Here is a 19,812-nt window from a genome sequence, read left to right on the forward strand (position 1 = left end):
GCTCTTTCTACGGGGCATCTGGAAGCCTAAAAGGTCTTAAAGCTTCCTTTAAGTTCTTTCATGGCTTGATATCTCGCAGAAATATTGCGAATTTTTCGTATTTTATAGTATTCTACTCTGAGGCTAGCTTTTCCTCTATTTGTTCCGCTGGTCTTGTCGACAGCTTTCGCATAATCATGAACAACACAACTGAGCCAATTAATACAAATGTACTTAAATAAAATTGTGAACGTAAAGATTCGATAAGGGCCTGGCAGAAATAAACGACTGTTAAAATACCAATTGTGACATACGATAGATATGGAAATAGCCACATTCTAATCGATAATGCCTCATCTGAAACTTTGTCATAATGCCGTCGGAAACGAATTTGTGAAATAGCAATGAAAATATAAACTGCAATCATTAATCCTCCAACGCAATTCCCCAAAAAGTAGAAAATAACTTCAGGTGAAATGAAGTATAACATCGCACAAATATACGCAACCACCGTACTACCAATAACAGCTGGAACAGGCACACCTCGACTATTTTTAATTTGCGAGAATATTTTTGGTGCATCACCTTGACGCGACATTTCTAGTAACATACGTGAGCTTGTATAAAGAGCGGAATTTAAAACAGAAATTAGTGAAATAAAAATAACTATTTGAATAAGTTGAGCAGCAATTGGAAGCCCCGCCATTGTTAAAATATTTGCATAGGGTGCTGCCAACATTTTTGTATCATTCCAAGGTATAAGTAAAACCATAATAGCTACTGAGCCTACAAAAAATAAACCTAATCGAAAGACGACATTGCGAATGGCGCGGACAATATTTTTCGCTGGATTTTCTGACTCTGCTGCCGCGATGGCTGCAACCTCAGCACCACAAATCGAGAATATAACAAAGACAATTGCCGTAAAAATCGGGACAATACCATTTGGTGCAAATCCACCGAATTCCGTTAAAATACCTAACCCTTTTGGTTCATAATTTGGCCAAATTCCTAAAATCATAGCTATACCAACTACTAAAAATACAACAATAGCCGTAACTTTAACGAAGGAAAGCCAATATTCAAATTCACCAAATGATTTTACTGAATAAATATTAACAATTGTCATCAATAACGTTATGCCTACGCTTCCGAGCCATGTTGGTATCATCGGAAACCAATTATGCAGCATTCCCCCTATGAGTGCCGCTTCTAACCCCACAATAAATACCCAGCTTGCCCAATAAAGCCAGCCTACTGTAAACCCTGCCCATGGACCAATATATTTCCCTGCATAGGAAGCAAATGAACCTAGCTCTGCCGAACCTCCTGATTTCTTTCCTAATACTATTTCTCCTGATGCCATTTCCCCAACCATTTGCATGATCAGAACTATAAGTAAGCATGCAATCGCATATGAAATCACCGCCGCAGGACCGGTACTTAAAATATTTTTCCCTGTCCCTACGAAGAGTCCTGTACCAATAACCCCTCCAATGGAGATCATTGTAATATGCCGTGTTTTCAATGATTTTTGCAAAGCCCCCATTAAACCACCCCTTTGTGTTATGTAGACATTTACTAGCCCCTTTCTTCTATTTCAATGTCTATCGTTTAATGAGCAATTCTGATGCCAAACCTATTCAATTATTAAAAATTTCAAAAAATATCAATCTGTCCAGCTATTGTTGGTATATTTTTCTACATCAGTAATTTTAATGTTCATCAGCATAGCGTGTGGTTGATTTCCGTTCCAACTGGGCGCTTTCCTGGGGGCGTCCGATGAGCCGCTTCGCTTCGCTGCAGGGTCTCATCTGTGACGCTGATCCCCAAGGAGTCGCCCAGTCTCCACTACAATCAACTTTTACATGGCAAACGTTTTACTTCTTTTCGGCGGGGGGCCAAACACCCTCAACCCTGAATTTTTGATGATATTTTTCAGCAACTTTCAGCAACAAATGTTTTCTGTGCGAAAGCGAAGCGGTAACAACGAATCTTTCATATGCGGTTTATAAATTTTGATGCAAAAATACATCATTAAAGTTTATTTACATCATCTATCCATATACACGATTAAATGAACTCATAATATTCATCTCTTCCCTGTACTTCGCTACTGTCCGTCTGGATATTTGGATACCTTCAGCACTTAAAGTATTTGTAAGCTGCTGATCAGTTAAAGGCTTCTGTCTATCCTCTCCCTCGATCAACTGCTTGAGCCGCTTTTTAATATACATAATAGAATCCATTTTTCCAGAAATATTCATTACTCCTTTTGTAAATAACGATTGGAAAGCATACACACCATGAGAGGTCTTTATATATTTTCCACGCACAGCTCGACTAATCGTTGATACATGTAGATTTAAAATGTCCGCTACATCTTTTAACCGCATAGGCTTCAATGCCTCCATGCCTTTATCGAAAAAATCCTCTTGCAATTCCACTAGTAATCTAGCTAATTCGTACAGTGTTTTATCACGTTGTTCAATTCCTTGTAATAATAAAAGAGCATCTTTCATTGTATCTTTAAAATATGTTTTACAATTCGGATCATTTTTTAGCATTTCAACATAATGTTTATCGATAGTAACGGTCGGTAAATATCCACGATTTAATTTAATCAGCCATTCCTCTCCTAATCTTTCTACTTCGACTTCTGGCATGACATATGGAATCTCATCAAATTTATCTCCTGTCATCACTGGTTTTAAATTTTTTATATAGTTGACAGTTTTCTTCACGTCATGTAGCGACGTTTTATACTTTTTACTTAACTGTTTAATAGCCTGTGCAGCCACTAGCTCTAAATCCGTTTCGATAAATCGAGACGCCAATTTTGGTGCAAACGCATCACTGTCTACCTGAATGAGTAAAAACTCCTTATAATTACGTGCCCCTACTCCTACTGGCTCGAAAGTTTGTAGTAAGTCCAATAGTGCCTCTACATGCAAAATATTTGTTTTACATTTTTTAGCAACAATTTCTACATCAACATCTAAAAATAGACGCTCATCTAAAGATTGGATTAAAAACGTTAAAATTTTTAAATCTACAGAAGATAGATTTTTATGCATAGGTACTTGTTCCAATAAAAACTGCTCATAGTTTTCTTTTACTGCAAGCTTCATTTCAATAGTGTTATATGAATTATTTTCCCGCCCATAATATTGCGCAGAATAACTGTTATCGGAATAGCTTGCTAATTGCATAATTTCCTCATATTGCATTTTTACCGTCGCATCCGTGACAACTAACAGTGGATTTTCGTTAGCCTTATCATAAATATACTGTTCTAGCTCATTTGTTGAATATTGCAGTATTTCTAAATGCTGTACTAATTGTGGTGATAACACTTGCATTATTTTTTGGGAAGTTTTGATAGCTATTTGCATACCCCATACCTCCATTACAGAATTTTCTACATAGTAACATGTTTATTCTGTATTTTTCCATTTTTTCACCGAATTTTTATTTTTAACACTTCGTTCATCACTCCACTCGTAAAAATTTTCTAATAATTCCAAAAAAGTAATTGACTACAGTTATAAGTGATCATAAAATACACATATACAATAATAGTTACCACATTACGGTAAAATTTAAGGAGTGATCAAATGTTTCATTTACCAACTGTGCAATTTACACAAGAGCAAGAGCAATTTCGCCTAGATGTTCGAACGTTTCTACAGGAAGAATTAGCAAAAGGAACCTTCACGCCTAAATGTGACTCTTGGCTAAGTGGAGATGATCCTGAATTCTCTAAATTAATTGGTCAAAAAGGTTGGATTGGCTTAACTTGGCCTAAAAAATATGGCGGTCAAGAGAGGAGTACCATTGATCGATACATTTTAACGGAGGAATTTTTAGCTGTTGGTGCTCCTGTTGCAGCACATTGGTTTGCTGATCGCCAAACAGGACCACTTCTTTTACGATATGGAACAGAAGAGCAGCGTGAATATTTCTTACCGAAAATCGTGAAAGGTGAATGCTACTTCGGCATAGGTTTAAGTGAACCAAATAGTGGCTCTGACCTCGCTTCGGTTAGCACACGTGCTGAAAAAGTAGAGGGAGGATGGATTGTCAACGGTCAAAAAATATGGACGAGTAATGCTCACCTTTGCCACTATATGGTGACTTTAGTACGGACTAGTCCTTTTGATGGCAAAAGTAAACATGCAGGGCTCAGTCAGTTGATTGTTGATTTACATGCGGAAGGTGTAACTGTAGTTCCTATTAAATTTCTAACTGGCGAGCATCATTACAACGAAGTGTTCTTTGACAATGTTTTTGTACCTGACAATATGGCTGTTGGAGAGATCGGTAATGGCTGGGCTCAAGGATTAGCAGAGCTTGCCTTTGAGCGCAGTGGTCCTGAGCGAATATTGAGCACATTTCCATTAATCGATGAGCTTATTCAAGAATTAAAGCGCCAAAACAATTTAGAAGGGTTACAGCAAGCGTCTAAAATAGTAGCTCGTCTTTGGGGTCTACGCAATTTGTCAATTGGAGTAGCCCAGCTTTTAGAATCTGGTAATAGTGAAGACGTATCTATTCCTGCTGCGCTTGTGAAGGCACTCGGTACGAAATTTGAGCAAAGTATTCCTGAAATCACACGCTTAATCGTACAGACTTATCCTACACTTGACGCGCATCGTAAAATCGATCGCTTTATGGCTGAATCCATTTTACATGCACCCGGTTTTACTATTCGAGGAGGAACTTCAGAAGTACTGTATGGCGTTGTAGCGAAAGGGGTTGTAGCACAATGAGTGAAATGAAAGATATGATTCTTGATGTTGTAGAACGCATGTTAAAAGAAAAAGTCGATAAAGAATTAGTCGATACAGTGGAACAAGGTCATTGGGCACCAGAACTATGGGATCTGTTTAAAGAAAACGGTATGACTGCTGTAGCCATTACAGAAGAAAATGGCGGCGCAGGTGGCGACATCGAGGATTTATTGAATATTGTTCGTTTAACTGGAAAATACGCTGCACCGATTCCATTTGCAGAAACAACATTTGCAAATTATTTATTGGAGTTTACTAGTTTACAAGTAATTGAGGATTTGACGACGCATATGCTATGCCCTAACCAAGCCTTTGCGTTAGAGAATGGCAAATTAACGGGAGAGGCGATTCAAATTCCTTGGGCACGTCATACAAAACATCTTGTGACACTTGCCTATAGCACGGAAGGTACACATCTTGTAGAAATAGATTTAAGCCAAGCTGAAATTAAGCCAGGTACGAATTTAGCAGGAGAACCGCGTGATACCGTAATATTCCATCATGCTATAGTTTCACAAGTATCTGCTGTGTTATCTCCTGACAAGGTACACGCTATAACAACAATCAATTCTGCTTTTCAATTAGCACTGATGACTGGTGCCGTCGATAAAATAAATGATTTAACTGTTCAATATACGAAAGAACGTGAGCAATTCGGTCGACCGATTCATCGCTTCCAGCTCATTCAACAGCATATTGTACATTTAGCAGGTGAAACGGCGATCGCCTTAGCCGCATTTAATAATGTAACTGAAGCCCTTCAGACGAACAATCAAAATAGTGAAGTTGCCTATGCCTGCATTCGCTTCGAAGAAATTATTAAAGCAGTGACAACAATTGCACATCAAGTACACGCTGCAATTGGTACGACACACGAGCATAGTTTGCATCAATTTACACGTAGACTTTGGTCATGGCGCGATGAAGGAGCCAGCACCTCTTATTGGACTAATTTGGTCGCAACCCGACTATTGGAAAATAGCGGAGATAGTCTATGGGGATATTTAACTTCATATAGCGCAAGCTCTCCACTTCTCAAAGTGGAAGGATAAAGACGTCAATTATACAATGCTTTAATTAATTTCTGACAAACCACTAATGACATGATAAGGAGTGTTTTCAATGACTGATTTACTTTTTGAAGTGCAAGACCATGTTGCCACAATTACATTAAATAGACCTGAAGCGTACAATGCTTTTAGTGAAGAGATGATCGCTAAATGGATTGAAGCCCTTGAAACTGTTCGTGATTCAGAGGATATTCGTGTTGTCATCGTAAAAGGTAATGGAAAATCATTTTGCGCTGGTGGGGATATTAAGGCGATGCAAGCTGGTGAAGGATTTTTCCAAAGTGAGGACGATATCTCTTCTACAGGGTTAGCGCGAAAAAATTCTCTTTGGAAAAAGATTCAGCGTATCCCCCTTCTTCTTGAAGAAATTGATAAGCCCGTTATTGCACAGGTTCATGGGTTTGCAATGGGTGCAGGACTTGATATGGCCTTAATGTGCGATATACGGATTGCTGCAAAATCTACCAAGATTTCAGAAAGCTATATTAACGTTGCAATCGTACCGGGCGATGGTGGCGCTTATTATTTACCAAAATTAATCGGTATCGATCAAGCATTGGACATGTTCTGGACAGCTCGTGTATTAACTGCTGATGAAGCAAAAGACAAAGGTGTTGTGACATTTGTTGTAGAAGACCATGAGCTTGAAGAATACACATTGAATTATGCAAAGGAATTAGCAAGTCGTCCAACCACGACATTGCAATTCATTAAACGTGCTGTTTATCAAAGTCAACGGATGGATTTACGTACTGCCCTTGATTACATTTCATCACAAATGGCTATTGTAACAGAGCTAGATGATTTTAAAGAGGGTGTAAACGCAGTTGTAGAAAAACGTAAGCCTGTTTATAAATGACGAGTTTAGGAGGAAGAACAATGCAACCTCTTGAAAATATTCGAGTGTTAGATTTATCTCGTGTTTATGCTGCCCCTGCCGGCTCCATGATGTTGGCCGATTTAGGAGCCGAAGTAATCCGTGTAGAACATCCAAATGGCTCTGATAGTATGCGTGATTGGGGGCCATTTGTGAATGATCAAAGTACGTATTATTTATGTGCTAATCGCAATAAAAAATCGATCACATTAGATTTAAAGACAATAGATGGCAGAGAAAAATTTAAAGAACTTGTCAAAGATGCCGATGTCGTCCTCGAAAATTTTAAAACGGGTGACATGGAGCGGATGGGGCTAAGCTATGAGGAATTAAGAAAAGTAAATCCAAGAATCATTTATTGTGCAGTAACAGGATTCGGTCAAACCGGTCCTCTTGCGTATGAACCAGGCTTCGATCCAGTTATTCAAGCAATGAGTGGTTTAATGCATGTCACTGGGTCACCTGAAGGAGAAGCGACAAAAGTTGGTGTTCCTATAGCAGATATTTTAACTTCTAACTATGTTGCCATTAGTATTTTAGCCGCTTTACGAATGCGCGATCAAACAAATACAGGGCAATTTATTGACTTAGCTTTATTAGATGTTCAGATGAGTAGCTTAGCGAATGTAGCAAGCGCTTATTTAAATACAGGTTTTATCTCAGAACGTCTCGGTAATCGTCATAATAATGTTGCGCCGTATCAAGTATTTAACTGTGCGGATGGCCCCCTAATGATTTGCGTTGGGACAGATGGACAATTTAAAAAGTTTTGCACGATGTTGAAACGTGAAGAATGGGCCAATGATCCTCGCTTTATAACAAATACGATGCGCAAGCAACATGAAGCGGAGCTAGTTCAGATGGTTACTGACATGACAATGACAAAAACACGGGATGAATGGATTACCTTATTACAGCAATACAAAATTCCAGGCGGACGTGTGAACACAATTGCTGAGGCACTAGAACAACCGCAATTTATGGCACGAGACATGATTGGTGAAATAGAGCACGAACAATATGGCACAATCAGATTCATCAAAAGCCCGTTAAAGTTCTCAGATTTAGATATTCAATATAAATTAGCACCACCTATACTTGGAGAACATACAAACGAATTCCAAAAGTCATCTCTACAAAAATAAAATTACGTTATAATAGAGGTAAAATATATTTAAGAAGATAAATCCTCCGGCGGATGTCGAAGAAAATTTTATTACGTAGGTGACGGGATGAATCAGGAGATTTTCGAAAAAAACTATACAATGTCATCGCTGCACAAAGCTATTAAAGTGTTAAAAGCTTTCTCAAAAGATGAACCTAGCCTTTCCCTAACTGAGTTAAGTAAAAAAACAGGGATAAGCATTTCCAGTTTACAGCGCTTTGTTTCTACCTTTGTGTACGAAGGCTTTCTACACAAAGATGAACGTACTAAACGCTATCAATTAGGTCATTCACTTCTTTATTTAGGGAATTTAGTAAAAGAAGAATCAAGTCTTATTATTGTCGCAGAGCCTATTTTAAAAAAGCTAAACGAAGAAATCGGCGAAAGTGTTTCCATGAATATTATTGATGGATTGGAGAGACGATGTATTTTAAACTATGATTCAACATACCCGCTTTCAACGAAAATGTTTGTAGGTGACACCTCTCCCCTTTATGCAGGTGCATCATCTAAAATATTGCTCGCATTTATGCCAAATGTTGAAGAATATGTAGAGAATATAAGTCTTGAACCTATCACTGATAAGACAATACTTTCAAAACAACAGCTGTTAACGGAATTAAAGCATATCCGTTTACAACGGTTTGCGAAAAGTAATAGCGAACGTGTGCGTGGCGCATGCTCTATATCTGCACCGATTTTAAATGCATCTCAACAAATCATCGCTTCCGTAACGCTGGTCATACCAGAAGTACGCTACAGCGACTACGATGAAAATTTATTAATCGAAACTATACAAAACGTTGCATTAGAAATTGAAAAGCAATTGTATTGATCGAAACAAAGAATAAACCCGAATAGGTTCACTTTTTAAGTGCCCTCTATTTGGGTTTAGTGCTTTAATTATTTACTAATTCTAAAAAGTCTTGCCAATGATTTAAGCGTGGAAGTTCAACATGCTTGTTATAAGATTGATTTTTTAAAATCACTTTTGTATTCACATCTTGCAGTGTTTCTAATACAGCTGGTTTATCATCTACATAAACATCTAAAGCTAGCTCTTTGATAATCGCCACTTTCTCTGTATCCTGCATTCCGCAGAAAAAGTGACCTTCTGTGATTGGAAACCCTTGTAATTTCATCCATGCTTGTGTTTGCTCACAATACTTTTTAGGACGTGAAGTAATATAATAAATGTCATGTCCTTGCTGTGCCAAAGCTTGAAGCGTCTCTAACGCTCCCTCAAAAGGAGGACAATCCGTAAAATAAATTTCCTCTAATGAACTATTCCACATCGCGGTTCCCTCAGCATCTGTTAAGCCAAAAGGTTCGTGAATTTCAACTCTTTGCAAAGCTTGAAATGCTTCTAGCGCAACATTTTTACCAAGTTTTTTATTATAGAGCACAAAGGCGTGTGCTCGTAAATCGATGAGTGTGTCATCTATATCAAAGCCAAATTTCATGTTGTTTTTCTTCCCTTCAAGAAGCCTTGTCGATGAAGTTAGCCGCAAATGTTTGCTCTTTTTCAATTTGCGTCGCTAATACTTCTTCAATGGCTTGCTCGCGCATTTGTTGAAAATCTTGTACGTTAAAATGAATAAGCGTATCTTTATTTATTAGTGATGCAAGACAATCTGCATCTTTTAGGGCACTATTAAGCCCAAATGCCCCAGTTGGTGTCATCGTGTGAACAGCATCCCCTAATAGTACAAGCCCTTTTGTCCCCCAACAGTCACAATGACTACTGAATACATCAAGCAAGACAAAATCTTGCCAAGATCTGATATGCTCCTTAACCGTTTCAGATAGTTCCGGAAATTGATCTGAAAGCTGTTGGATAAATGGTGTAAATGCTTTTTTTCGAAGCTGAGAAAAACTTCCTTGTTCAATGTTCCAGCCGATTTGAATAAACCCACCTACTTGTGTAAACAATGATAGCTGTTTATCGCCTATTAATGCCATTTTAATCGATGGCTCCCATCCTTGAGGGGCAGGAATTTTTGCCCACAATAAATCAAAGCCATGTTTATGCTTTTGAATCTCAATGTGCGCTTGCTTACGAATAGTAGAGTAACGACCGTCAGCACCGATAATTAACTGACTACTAATTTCAATCGTTTCCCCATCTCTTGATGCAATGACACCCGTATATCTGCCCGAAGAGTCAACTATGAGCTTTGTCACCTTCGTATTTAGGAAACAAGAAAAGTGCGGAAAATGCTGTGTTTCTTGTAAAATGCCCTTTAATAGATTTGCTTGCGGCACGTGAATTCCTAAATGTCCTACAGTCTCATCAGGGAGAATAGTTTTTATTGCTCTACCGTCTGCGTAATATTCAAGCTTTCCCATACGTAATAAACCGTGCGCCTCGACTGCTTCAAAAAGCTGATGACTTTTTAAAACAGCCTCACCCTCTTCATTTAAATGCTCACCGCGAAATGCCTGCCCAAGTGCTGCGTTTTGTTCCAGCAGAATCACGGAAAGGCCTTTTTTCGCTAGTAAGTGCGAAAGAAGTGCTCCACCTGGACCAGCCCCTACAATACAAACATCTGCTTGATAATTCACTTTTCTTCACCTGTCTTTGGATAAGCAATCATACGTAAATCTTGCCCAACCTGCTCAAACGAAGCAAATTCTACATCCCATGCTTCATCCATGGTAGATGGATTTTGACCAGCAAAAGGTGTTAATGATAAACGACCACCGAGAATCTTCGGCGCTATGTAAATCACATATTTGTTAATAGCACCTTGCTGTAAAAATGAAGAGTTGATTGTACTTCCACCCTCTACTAAAATATCCGTAATGCCATATTGATATAGTTTTTCAAGCATATCATCAACAACAAGCCCCTGAGAATCATGTCGAACTGGCAATACAGTCACGCCTTTTCCCTCAAATGCTGTTATTTTTTCTTGACTGGCATTCTCACTACATACAATAATTGTTTTCGCTTCTTCTACATTCAGAACATTGGCATGAGCTGGTGTACGAAGTGAGCTATCCATAATAATGCGTACTGGATTTTTTCCGTAATCTTCTTTTAATCTTGTCGTTAAGGATGGATTGTCAGCTAACACAGTACCTACACCAACTAAAATACCATCCACCTCATGACGAATACGGTGAACATCCTCGCGCGCTGCCTCACCCGTTACCCACTTGGAATGTCCTGTATGGGCAGCTATTTTTCCATCTAAAGTCATCGCATATTTTGAAATAATAAATGGACGTTTTGTTAGCATATTGTGAATAAAGCGTTCATTTAAACGGCGAGCTTGAGCTTCTAAAATACCCACCTCTACCTCTATGCCCGCATCTCGTAACAGTTGAATACCACGTCCAGCTACAGCAGGATTTGGATCTTGCATAGCTACAACTACGCGACTAACTGCTGATTCTTTCACTAAATTCGCACAAGGAGGTGTTTTTCCATAATGCGAACATGGCTCAAGAGTTACATAAAGTGTCGCACCTTTAGCATGTTCTCCAGCCATACGGAATGCATGCACCTCTGCATGTGGTTCACCTGCTTTTCTGTGTAAACCTGTTCCAACAATGACACCGTCTTTGACGATTACAGCCCCTACAAGTGGATTGGGATTCGTATTTCCTTTTGCACTAGCGGCTAAATCAAGTGCCAACTGCATATATTTTTCATCTGTTGTCATCTTCGTTCCTCCACTCACTTCTCTTCACGCAAATGTCCAGATTTCTCTACTTTCGTGTCTAAATAAAAACGATTTGTCTCCGTTAATCCTCCCCATAATGGGACATGTCCTTCTGCTGCTAAACCATGTGCCTGTAATGCGGCAAGCTTCTTCGGATTATTGGTAATTAGTGTAACTGGTTTTGAACGAAGTGCTCCTAACACAGTAATGGCATCTTCGTAAGAACGAGTATCGTCTGGGAAGCCAAGAGCATGGTTTGCTTCAACCGTATCTAAGCCCTCTTCTTGTAATAAATAAGCAAGAGATTTCGAGAATAACCCGATGCCACGACCTTCATGATCTGCTAAATAGAAAATGGCACCACAGCCATGCTCCACAATCATTTTCATCGATTCATGTAATTGATAACCACAGTCACAGCGCTGGCTTCCAAAAATATCACCTGTATGACAAATGCTATGCATGCGAATTAAAGCATCCTCTGCATGTGCAAAATCTCCATAAACAAGTACTGATGACTGTTGTAAAAAAGCTAAATTTGCAGATGCTAATCCATCAATAATTTCCTCTTTTGACGGATTGGCGCCTACTTTTAACCAGTTATACCATTGAAATGTTGCTGAAAATTCACCCTGTTTTACCGGTAATTTCACTGGACCAACTAGGCAAATACTCTCAGTTTCTGATTGCTTCACGATCGTCATTTTGTCTTTCACTATATCTAAAACTTTAGTAGTAATTGTCATATTTTCTCCAACCTTCTATTGTTAACAGCTAGCTAGACCTACTAACTGAGCACTTGTATTTTCACATCACTTACATAACGTAACTTAGTTTATAATAATAACTAATAACTGTCAAACTACAGCTTCTATTCTATTTAAAAATTTAATAAGAAACTAAAACTGCTATATTACGTTTTTATCATATACTAATAGCTTATGGAGATGCTATTTTTTCTGTGCAGGCTAGTCTATAATAAGCTGAGGGAACTGTAATGACGAAAGGAAGTTTAGAATGCAATTAGAAAAAAATGTGCAGGTGAAACAGCCAAAATATCAACAAATAGCTGTCGATCTAGCCTCAAAAATCGTGGAAAGAAAATATCGAATTGGCGATAAAATTTACGCAAGATCATCTCTAGCTAGTCAATACAATGTCTCTTCGGAAACTGCAAGAAGAGCGATTGCTGTTTTGCAAGACTTGGAAATTGTGGAGGCCACTAAAGGTAGTGGGGTTATTATCATCTCATATGAAAAGGCTGCACATTTTATCCGCCAATTCCATGATGTTCAATCAGTCCATGAACTACAACATGAGCTTATGTCTAGCATTCAAAAGCAGCACCAAGAATTAATAAATCTACAGGAAAAAACCAAACAACTTATTAGTCGAACTGAACATTTCAGATCCGTCAATCCGTTTATTCCTTATCAATTAGAGATGACAGCTGAAAGCCCTTGTATCCACCAAACCGTACAGGAATTGAATTTTTGGCAAAATACATCTAGCACGATTGTCGGAATTCGTCGTAAAAATGAATTATTACTATCACCTGGTCCATATGTGTCCTTGGAAGAAGGAGATATCATTTACTTTATCGGCAATGATGAAAGTTTCGCTCGAGTTCAGAGCTTTTTATACCCAAATTAAAATCCGCTTAAACGCTGATATAACAGCGTTTAAGCGGATTTTTTCTATTTTGTCGATTTGACAGAAGTAACAACTTTTTGTTAGGGTTAAGTTGTTACTTGTTTATATTTGGGTATCATTTCCCTCAAATAGTATTTTTCTTTATTCAGTGAGTGTCCAAACACCTACTGAAATAGAGGAACTCAGCCTAAGAACGCCACGTCAGTGGCAATTTATCTGTGCGTAAGTGAAGCAACACCAATTACGCCAAGGCGAAATTGATCTACGAAAGGAGTGGTTCTATTGGAAAAAATAAAAGTGGAACATGTTTCTAAAGTTTTCGGGAAACATATTCCCCAAGCATTAGAACTCGTCAAGCAACAAAAAAGCAAGACTGATATCTTAAAAGAAACAGGTGCAACAGTTGGTGTATACGATGCAAGTTTTACCGTAAATGAAGGTGAAATCTTCGTTATCATGGGATTATCAGGGAGTGGAAAGTCGACACTTATACGGCTTTTAAACCGTCTCATAGAGCCTACAAGTGGGAATATTTACATCGATGGAGAAAATATTTCTAAAATGGGCAAAGAAAGTTTACGTAATGTAAGAAGAAACAAAATGAGTATGGTCTTTCAAAACTTCGGTTTATTCCCCCATCGTACACTTCTTCAAAATACTGAATATGGCCTTGAAATCAGAGGCATCTCAAAGGAAGAACGACAAGCAAAAGCAGAGCAGGCTCTCGAAAATGCAGGCTTACTTGCTTATAAGGACCAATATCCAAGCCAATTATCCGGTGGTATGCAACAGCGTGTTGGATTAGCACGTGCACTTGCAAACGACCCTGAAATATTACTAATGGATGAGGCTTTTTCTGCACTCGATCCATTAATTCGTAAAGAAATGCAAGATGAGTTACTCGATTTACAAAGCACATTGAAAAAAACAATTATATTTATCACCCACGATTTGAATGAAGCATTACGTATTGGTGATCGTATCGCCATTATGAAAGATGGCTCAATCATTCAAATTGGTACTGGAGAAGAAATTTTAACAAATCCTGCAAATGATTATGTTAAAACCTTCGTAGAAGACGTCGATCGCTCTAAAGTATTAACTGCTGAAAATGCCATGGTTCGACCTGTATCTGTCAATGTAGATGTAGATGGACCGACCGTAGCACTTAAAAGAATGCGCGAAGAAACGGTTAGTTTACTAATGGCTGTTGATAAAAATCGACATTTAAAAGGCTATATTACGGCTGATGACGCACGGGCTGCAGCTAAAAGACAAGAACAAACGGTACATTCAATTGTTCAATCAGATATGTTAACCGTTCCACCAGATATGCTTTTACAGGATATATTAGGTTTGATTCATAATTGTCCTACTCCTATTGCAGTTGTAAAAGATGAGCGCTTGCTTGGTGTTCTTATCCGGGGCGTTGTCATCGAAGCACTTTCAACTAGCGATGAGGAGGCAGCTGAACATGAATAAATTTTTAGACAATATCCCTGTTATACCATTGGGACCATGGGTAGAATCAGTTATGGACTGGTTGACGAGTAATTTTTCAGTGTTTTTTAACTTGATTCAAAAAAATGGAAAACTACTCATGAATCAGGTCACTGATTTATTAGTGAGCATTCCCCCGATTATTCTTATTTTACTTGTTGTCATTTTTGCCTTTTTCGTTACCGGTAAGAAATTCGGGCTCGCAACGTTTTCATTAATTGGTTTGTTATTTATCTATAATCAAGGCTTATGGACACATCTTATGGAAACAACTACGCTCGTGCTCTTTTCAAGTATCATCTCCATCATTTTAGGTATTCCACTTGGCATTCTAATGTCCAAGTCAACTGTAGCAGAAAATGTGATTAAGCCAATACTCGATTTCATGCAAACAATGCCTGGCTTCGTCTATTTGATTCCTGCCGTTGCCTTCTTTGGTATCGGGATAGTACCTGGCGTATTTGCATCCGTTATTTTCGCCTTACCACCAACTGTACGTATGACGAACCTAGGAATTCGCCAAGTACCAAAAGAATTGGTAGAAGCTGCGGATTCATATGGTAGTACGTCAAATCAAAAACTATTTAAAGTAGAAATCCCACTTGCGAAATCAACTATAATGGCAGGGATTAACCAGACTGTTATGCTATCACTGTCAATGGTTGTAACTGCCTCAATGATTGGTGCACCTGGTCTAGGACGTGAAGTATTAACTGCACTACAACGTACACAGGTTGGGAATGGCTTTGTTGCAGGTTTAGGTTTAGTAATTTTCGCCATTATTATAGATCGCTTAACGCAAAGCTTTAATAAGAAGAAAACTGTTTAGAAATAGAGGCAATTCATAAACGAAAGTCTTAGATCTTCACTTTCAATGCGAAGATCTACGTTTTGTAGTTTGATACAAACTTATTAATATACGAAAGGAAGATTCGATGAAACTGAAAACATTAACTAAATTAGGAATGGCTTTAGGGCTTGGCTTTTTGCTAGCCGCATGTAATGGTGATGATTCAAGTAAGAGCGATGGTAACTCAAAGGACGTCAATCTAGCCTACGTTGAATGGGATACAGAAATCGCTTCAACTAATGTAGTTGGTCAGGTGCTAGAGGATTTAGGCTACAATGTAACATTAACACCACTTGATAACGCAATTATGTGGGAGGCTGTTTCAAAAGGTGAAGCCGATGGTATGGTCGCTGCATGGTTACCAAATACTCATGCCCCACAGTACGAAAAATATAAGGACAATCTTGATGAGCTAGGCGAAAACCTTGCTGGTGCCAAAATAGGTCTAGTAGTACCAAGCTATATGGACGTTAATTCGATTGAGGATTTAAAAAAGCAAGCAGATCGTACAATTACGGGTATTGAACCTGGTGCTGGAATCACAGCAGCTACTGAAAAAGCTTTAGATGAATATGATAATTTAGCAGATTGGCAGCTATTAACTTCTTCATCTGGTGCTATGACAACTTCTCTTGCTAAAGCAATTAAAAATAAAGAAGACATTATCGTGACAGGCTGGTCTCCTCACTGGAAATTCGCTAAATATGATCTTAAATATTTAGAAGATCCAAAAGGCGTTTATGGTGGCGAAGAAACGATTAACACATTCGCTCGTAAAGGTTTAAAAGAAGATCAACCAGATGTATATTCTGTACTAGATAACTTCCACTGGACATCAGAAGACTTAGAGAGCGTTATGCTAGAAATTATGGATGGCAAAGACCCAAAACAAGCTGCTAAAGATTGGGTTGCAGCCAATGCAGACAAAGTTGCTGAATGGACGAAGGATGTAAAAAAATAATTTTCAAAAATTGACGGACAACTTGAGCGGTTGTCTGTCTTTTTTTACGTTCCTCACATCTTATTTGAAGAACATTATTTAGGGCTACTATATAAAATAACTTCGCCGTAATGAACAGAATACGAATAATTAACGTCTGCTTAGAGAATTTTAAGGTCTCCTAATTACTAATGATATACATCCTTATTTTAACAAATATTTCATAATATTTGAATATCTTATTTGTTTCTTTTGTGAATTTTTATGCAAAAAACTCTTTTATCTATCGTCGTGTATACTAAAAAAAGTCACCCCGCAACGATTAGACCGATGCCAGATGACTATTCACTAAGATAATAATTTCAAAAATATCGCTGCTCCTAAAACAAGAATAATGCAAACAAGACGTCTCCAATCCTTGGATTCATTGAAAAACAACATTCCAAGTAAAGCGCCACCTGCCGCTCCAATTCCTGTCCAAATTGCATATGCTGTCCCCATTGGTAATGTTTCCATAGCATATGCAAGGCCAGTAAAGCTCAAAGTAAATACGAAAATCAATAACACTAAATTTTTTATACTTTTAGCTTCATTATATTTACTAATCATATAAACACCCATCATCTCACATAGTCCCGCGACTACTAATGCAACCCATGCCATTATTCGTTCACCTCTTTTTCTTTAGGCTCACCTGTCACTAGCTTTAAACCGACGACCCCTGCAAGTAAAACGACAATACATAAAATCTTAGCTAATTTCCATGGCTCTCCGAACAGTAAGCTATCAGCACATACAGTACCGGCTGTCCCTAAGCCTACGAATACTGCATAAACAGTACCGACTGGTAAGCTTTCTCCAGCCTTAATTAATAAATAAAAGCTAACAAAAATTGCAATAGCGGTACCAATCCATTCAAATACACTTCCTGCATGCTTTAAACCTATAACCCAACCAACTTCAAAAAAAGCAGCAATTACGACACTTAACCATTGTTTGTTCATTGCGAATTCCTCCATTTTATTGTTAAACACGGATGAATGACTATTATAGTTCTCTGGCATACCTGATCAGTTTGGTGACCTACCTGATCACTTCTCCGACATACCCGATCAGTTCTCTGGCCTACCTGAGCATTTCTCTGACATACCCGATCAGTTCTCTTCCCTACCCGAGCACTTCTTCGGCATACCCGATCAGTTCTCTTCCCTACCCGAGCACTTCACTCTGTCTATTCCTGAACTAAGATTTTTCTTTAACTCCCTTCCCTCAGTAACCAAAATAAAAAAAGCCTAAGAAACACTGCTGTATACAGTATCTCCCAGGCTTTTATCCTTCCGTGTCACAAAATTAATTTGTGGTTTTCTCTCGGACCAGACTAGCATTTGCTACGGAACCCTAGAAAACTATCCTATTTGATTGTGCTACTAGTATAGCAAACTATTCAGTCATTTTCTACTCGTACATAACCAACTTTTTCAACTAGTGCTTGCCCCTCATCTGATACAATCCAGTCGATAAACTTCTTTACATTAGGATTATCTGTTCCTGCTGTTACAGCATAAAATTCAGATACAAGTGGGTATGTGCCATTACGAATATTTTCCTTTGTGGGCGCAATCCCATCAATGGACAATAATTTAATTTCTTTGTTATTCACCATTTCTTTTGAGAAAAATCTAAACGTGTAGCCAATGGCATTTTTATAATTACGATATTGTGATACCTCATGAATAATACCACCCATACCTGTTGCAACATTTTCTGCAGGTGCTTCCATGATTGGTGTATCTCCCATCATTCTTTCAAGTGCTGTTTGGCTTCCGCTATCTGCTGGGCGTTGAAAGGCACGAATCGCAGCATTTTCACCACCGACTTCATACCAATTCGTAATTTTTCCAGTGTATATTTGTTTAAACTGCTCCAGTGATAAATTTTCTACGCTGTTCTTATGATTGACGAAAAAGACAAATGCCTCTCGTCCAATAGGGGTCATGTCAAATGTAAGACCTTCCATCTCAGCTTGCCTCTTTTGTGATTCAGATGGCGCTGCAACAAAAATCAGGTCAACATCTCCTGAAATCAAATTTTGATAAGCTTCGGGTGTACGACTCACCATCACTCTACTTCTATCATATTGATAGTAACTCTTTGGATATGTAGCTTCTACAAACGCAGCATACAGTGGATACATCGCCGTCGCCCCATCTAAGCGTGGTAGTGACTCAACTAATTGCAATGAAGCCTTTGTATCTGACTTTACTACTTTATTTTGCTCTGTAAATGGTTGATAGACTGACACATCAATTTCTGCATCAACAGTTGGAATACTCATTTTGTAGTAATATTGAATAGGCTTAATCGAGGCAATCAACAACGCAATGCCCATTACTCCAGCTAACCATATATTCCGTTTTGTTGTTGTCAACCAATCAAAAATTAAACAAACAAATAGGACAAATAAACATATCGGAACAGTTAAGAGTAGTCCTCTAAAATGTAGCCCACCACTAAAAATTACATACAGCGCAACTACTCCTGTGAAAAATAATAATCCTATTAGTACAAAAAGAGACTGTAGCACTTTCATAATCATCCGCTCCACCTCCAAAAGTGTAATTTTATACTAACTATTCTTATAATAGGTTATTTCCGGAAGATAACACAACTATATATTCTGAAAATTATGTTAAGATAAAACATAGTATTGTAAGGAGGTATTACATATGGCAATTGAAAAAGTACGTGAACATTTAGCACAATGGAATGTGGAACACAAAATACAGGAGCTAAACGAAAGCTCAGCGACCGTTGAACTAGCGGCACAGGCACTCGGATGCGAGCCTGAGCGCATTGCGAAATCCCTATCGTTTCTCGTAAACGATGGTGCGATATTAATTGTTGCTGCAGGCGATGCCAAAGTCGACAATGCAAAATATAAAGCTGCCTTTGGTACAAAAGCAAAGATGCTCGGGAAAGATGACGTTCTTGAAAAGATTGGACACGAGGTAGGAGGTGTTTGTCCTTTTGGTGTGAATGAGGGCGTTGCTATTTATTTAGATGAATCACTTAAACGCTTCACAACAGTATTCCCTGCATGTGGTAGTAGCAACTCCGCCATTGAGCTTACTATTTCTGAACTAGAAACCTATACTCCATATCAAGAATGGATGGACGTCTGTAAAGGCTGGAACGAGTAAAATAAAAAAACGGCGAAACTGAAGTGACCCCTAAAAGTTAGACACGGTTATTTCATTAGGCAGCTTGGGTAAAACGAGTTCGGTATTGCACCGGACTCGTTTTTAATTTTGCCT

General features: G+C 38.4%; 19 protein-coding genes and 1 riboswitch. Of the genes, 10 read left to right on the top strand and 9 right to left on the bottom strand.

Annotated elements, in window-relative coordinates; genetic code table 11:
• Positions 1-112: 112 nt before the first annotated feature.
• Positions 113-1,528 carry an amino acid permease gene (locus ABH968_RS12280; protein WP_370044313.1) on the bottom strand — a complete coding sequence of 472 codons (1,416 nt, stop codon included), beginning with the start codon at positions 1,526-1,528 and terminating at the stop codon, positions 113-115.
• 508 nt (positions 1,529-2,036) lie between these two features.
• Positions 2,037-3,374, bottom strand: a complete 1,338-nt coding sequence (gene rpoN / locus ABH968_RS12285) for an RNA polymerase factor sigma-54 (protein WP_370044314.1) — start codon at positions 3,372-3,374, stop codon at positions 2,037-2,039.
• Between the two features lie 222 nt (positions 3,375-3,596).
• Between rpoN and ABH968_RS12290 the strand changes: the two genes are divergently transcribed.
• From ABH968_RS12290 to ABH968_RS12310, 5 genes are all read left to right on the top strand, one after another.
• On the top strand, positions 3,597-4,751 hold the full coding sequence (locus ABH968_RS12290; protein WP_370044315.1) for an acyl-CoA dehydrogenase family protein: 1,155 nt from the start codon (positions 3,597-3,599) through the stop codon (positions 4,749-4,751).
• Complete coding sequence (locus ABH968_RS12295) at positions 4,748-5,824, top strand: acyl-CoA dehydrogenase family protein (protein WP_370044316.1); 1,077 nt, start codon at positions 4,748-4,750, stop codon at positions 5,822-5,824. The genes ABH968_RS12290 and ABH968_RS12295 overlap by 4 nt, the downstream gene beginning before the upstream one ends.
• Before the next feature lie 70 nt (positions 5,825-5,894).
• Positions 5,895-6,701 (top strand): enoyl-CoA hydratase/isomerase family protein, encoded by an 807-nt coding sequence (locus ABH968_RS12300; RefSeq protein ID WP_370044317.1) that lies wholly within the window; start codon positions 5,895-5,897, stop codon positions 6,699-6,701.
• A gap of 20 nt (positions 6,702-6,721) precedes the next feature.
• Positions 6,722-7,864: a CaiB/BaiF CoA transferase family protein gene (locus tag ABH968_RS12305; RefSeq protein WP_370044318.1), complete on the top strand. Its 1,143-nt coding sequence runs from the start codon at positions 6,722-6,724 to the stop codon at positions 7,862-7,864.
• 87 nt (positions 7,865-7,951) lie between these two features.
• Complete coding sequence (locus ABH968_RS12310; protein ID WP_370044319.1) at positions 7,952-8,719, top strand: IclR family transcriptional regulator; 768 nt, start codon at positions 7,952-7,954, stop codon at positions 8,717-8,719.
• Between the two features lie 64 nt (positions 8,720-8,783).
• On the opposite strand, the gene ABH968_RS12315 is transcribed toward ABH968_RS12310, so the two are convergent.
• The 4 genes from ABH968_RS12315 to ABH968_RS12330 are packed head-to-tail and all read right to left on the bottom strand — an operon-like array spanning position 8,784 to position 12,301.
• Positions 8,784-9,347, bottom strand: a complete 564-nt coding sequence (locus tag ABH968_RS12315) for a 5' nucleotidase, NT5C type (RefSeq protein ID WP_370044320.1) — start codon at positions 9,345-9,347, stop codon at positions 8,784-8,786.
• Between the two features lie 16 nt (positions 9,348-9,363).
• Positions 9,364-10,449, bottom strand: a complete 1,086-nt coding sequence (locus tag ABH968_RS12320) for an FAD-dependent monooxygenase (protein WP_370044321.1) — start codon at positions 10,447-10,449, stop codon at positions 9,364-9,366.
• Complete coding sequence (ribD, locus tag ABH968_RS12325) at positions 10,446-11,555, bottom strand: bifunctional diaminohydroxyphosphoribosylaminopyrimidine deaminase/5-amino-6-(5-phosphoribosylamino)uracil reductase RibD (protein ID WP_370044322.1); 1,110 nt, start codon at positions 11,553-11,555, stop codon at positions 10,446-10,448. Before ribD ends, ABH968_RS12320 begins: the two co-directional genes overlap by 4 nt.
• Before the next feature lie 14 nt (positions 11,556-11,569).
• Positions 11,570-12,301 carry a GTP cyclohydrolase II gene (locus ABH968_RS12330; RefSeq protein WP_370044323.1) on the bottom strand — a complete coding sequence of 244 codons (732 nt, stop codon included), beginning with the start codon at positions 12,299-12,301 and terminating at the stop codon, positions 11,570-11,572.
• Between the two features lie 271 nt (positions 12,302-12,572).
• Here ABH968_RS12330 and ABH968_RS12335 point away from each other — a divergent pair, with 271 nt between their 5' ends.
• The 4 genes from ABH968_RS12335 to ABH968_RS12350 all read left to right on the top strand — a co-directional run bounded on the left by ABH968_RS12335 (position 12,573) and on the right by ABH968_RS12350 (position 16,519).
• Positions 12,573-13,208 carry a GntR family transcriptional regulator gene (locus ABH968_RS12335; RefSeq protein ID WP_370044324.1) on the top strand — a complete coding sequence of 212 codons (636 nt, stop codon included), beginning with the start codon at positions 12,573-12,575 and terminating at the stop codon, positions 13,206-13,208.
• A gap of 282 nt (positions 13,209-13,490) precedes the next feature.
• Positions 13,491-14,690: a quaternary amine ABC transporter ATP-binding protein gene (locus ABH968_RS12340; protein WP_370044325.1), complete on the top strand. Its 1,200-nt coding sequence runs from the start codon at positions 13,491-13,493 to the stop codon at positions 14,688-14,690.
• Entirely contained in the window at positions 14,683-15,537 is an 855-nt protein-coding gene (locus tag ABH968_RS12345) for an ABC transporter permease (RefSeq protein ID WP_370044326.1), read from the top strand. Before ABH968_RS12340 ends, ABH968_RS12345 begins: the two co-directional genes overlap by 8 nt.
• Positions 15,538-15,643: 106 nt before the next feature.
• The gene (locus ABH968_RS12350; protein WP_370044327.1) at positions 15,644-16,519 is read left to right on the top strand and encodes a glycine betaine ABC transporter substrate-binding protein; all 876 of its coding nucleotides are present in this window, start codon (positions 15,644-15,646) and stop codon (positions 16,517-16,519) included.
• A gap of 327 nt (positions 16,520-16,846) precedes the next feature.
• Here ABH968_RS12350 and ABH968_RS12355 read toward each other — a convergent pair whose 3' ends face one another.
• From ABH968_RS12355 to ABH968_RS12365, 3 genes are all read right to left on the bottom strand, one after another.
• The gene (locus ABH968_RS12355; protein ID WP_370044328.1) at positions 16,847-17,161 is read right to left on the bottom strand and encodes a DMT family transporter; all 315 of its coding nucleotides are present in this window, start codon (positions 17,159-17,161) and stop codon (positions 16,847-16,849) included.
• A complete protein-coding gene (locus ABH968_RS12360; RefSeq protein WP_370044329.1) occupies positions 17,161-17,502 on the bottom strand; it encodes a DMT family transporter in 342 nt (113 codons plus the stop codon). The genes ABH968_RS12355 and ABH968_RS12360 overlap by 1 nt, the downstream gene beginning before the upstream one ends.
• A gap of 312 nt (positions 17,503-17,814) precedes the next feature.
• A riboswitch (guanidine-I (ykkC/yxkD leader) is annotated at positions 17,815-17,911 on the bottom strand.
• Positions 17,912-17,942: 31 nt separating this feature from the next.
• Complete coding sequence (locus ABH968_RS12365; RefSeq protein ID WP_370044330.1) at positions 17,943-19,094, bottom strand: PstS family phosphate ABC transporter substrate-binding protein; 1,152 nt, start codon at positions 19,092-19,094, stop codon at positions 17,943-17,945.
• 130 nt (positions 19,095-19,224) lie between these two features.
• Between ABH968_RS12365 and ABH968_RS12370 the strand changes: the two genes are divergently transcribed.
• Positions 19,225-19,698, top strand: a complete 474-nt coding sequence (locus tag ABH968_RS12370; protein WP_370044331.1) for a YbaK/EbsC family protein — start codon at positions 19,225-19,227, stop codon at positions 19,696-19,698.
• Positions 19,699-19,812: the final 114 nt, after the last annotated feature.

Source organism: Lysinibacillus sp. RC79, assembly GCF_041262405.1.
In the GTDB taxonomy this organism is placed as follows: domain Bacteria; phylum Bacillota; class Bacilli; order Bacillales_A; family Planococcaceae; genus Lysinibacillus.

Coding starts and splice junctions, on each gene's coding strand:
- ABH968_RS12280 (WP_370044313.1), bottom strand. CDS start 1,528: ATGGGGGCTTTGCAAAAATCATTGAAAACACGGCATATTACAATGATC.
- rpoN (WP_370044314.1), bottom strand. CDS start 3,374: ATGCAAATAGCTATCAAAACTTCCCAAAAAATAATGCAAGTGTTATCA.
- ABH968_RS12290 (WP_370044315.1), top strand. CDS start 3,597: ATGTTTCATTTACCAACTGTGCAATTTACACAAGAGCAAGAGCAATTT.
- ABH968_RS12295 (WP_370044316.1), top strand. CDS start 4,748: ATGAGTGAAATGAAAGATATGATTCTTGATGTTGTAGAACGCATGTTA.
- ABH968_RS12300 (WP_370044317.1), top strand. CDS start 5,895: ATGACTGATTTACTTTTTGAAGTGCAAGACCATGTTGCCACAATTACA.
- ABH968_RS12305 (WP_370044318.1), top strand. CDS start 6,722: ATGCAACCTCTTGAAAATATTCGAGTGTTAGATTTATCTCGTGTTTAT.
- ABH968_RS12310 (WP_370044319.1), top strand. CDS start 7,952: ATGAATCAGGAGATTTTCGAAAAAAACTATACAATGTCATCGCTGCAC.
- ABH968_RS12315 (WP_370044320.1), bottom strand. CDS start 9,347: ATGAAATTTGGCTTTGATATAGATGACACACTCATCGATTTACGAGCA.
- ribD (WP_370044322.1), bottom strand. CDS start 11,555: ATGACAACAGATGAAAAATATATGCAGTTGGCACTTGATTTAGCCGCT.
- ABH968_RS12330 (WP_370044323.1), bottom strand. CDS start 12,301: ATGACAATTACTACTAAAGTTTTAGATATAGTGAAAGACAAAATGACG.
- ABH968_RS12335 (WP_370044324.1), top strand. CDS start 12,573: ATGCAATTAGAAAAAAATGTGCAGGTGAAACAGCCAAAATATCAACAA.
- ABH968_RS12345 (WP_370044326.1), top strand. CDS start 14,683: ATGAATAAATTTTTAGACAATATCCCTGTTATACCATTGGGACCATGG.
- ABH968_RS12350 (WP_370044327.1), top strand. CDS start 15,644: ATGAAACTGAAAACATTAACTAAATTAGGAATGGCTTTAGGGCTTGGC.
- ABH968_RS12355 (WP_370044328.1), bottom strand. CDS start 17,161: ATGGCATGGGTTGCATTAGTAGTCGCGGGACTATGTGAGATGATGGGT.
- ABH968_RS12360 (WP_370044329.1), bottom strand. CDS start 17,502: ATGAACAAACAATGGTTAAGTGTCGTAATTGCTGCTTTTTTTGAAGTT.
- ABH968_RS12365 (WP_370044330.1), bottom strand. CDS start 19,094: ATGATTATGAAAGTGCTACAGTCTCTTTTTGTACTAATAGGATTATTA.
- ABH968_RS12370 (WP_370044331.1), top strand. CDS start 19,225: ATGGCAATTGAAAAAGTACGTGAACATTTAGCACAATGGAATGTGGAA.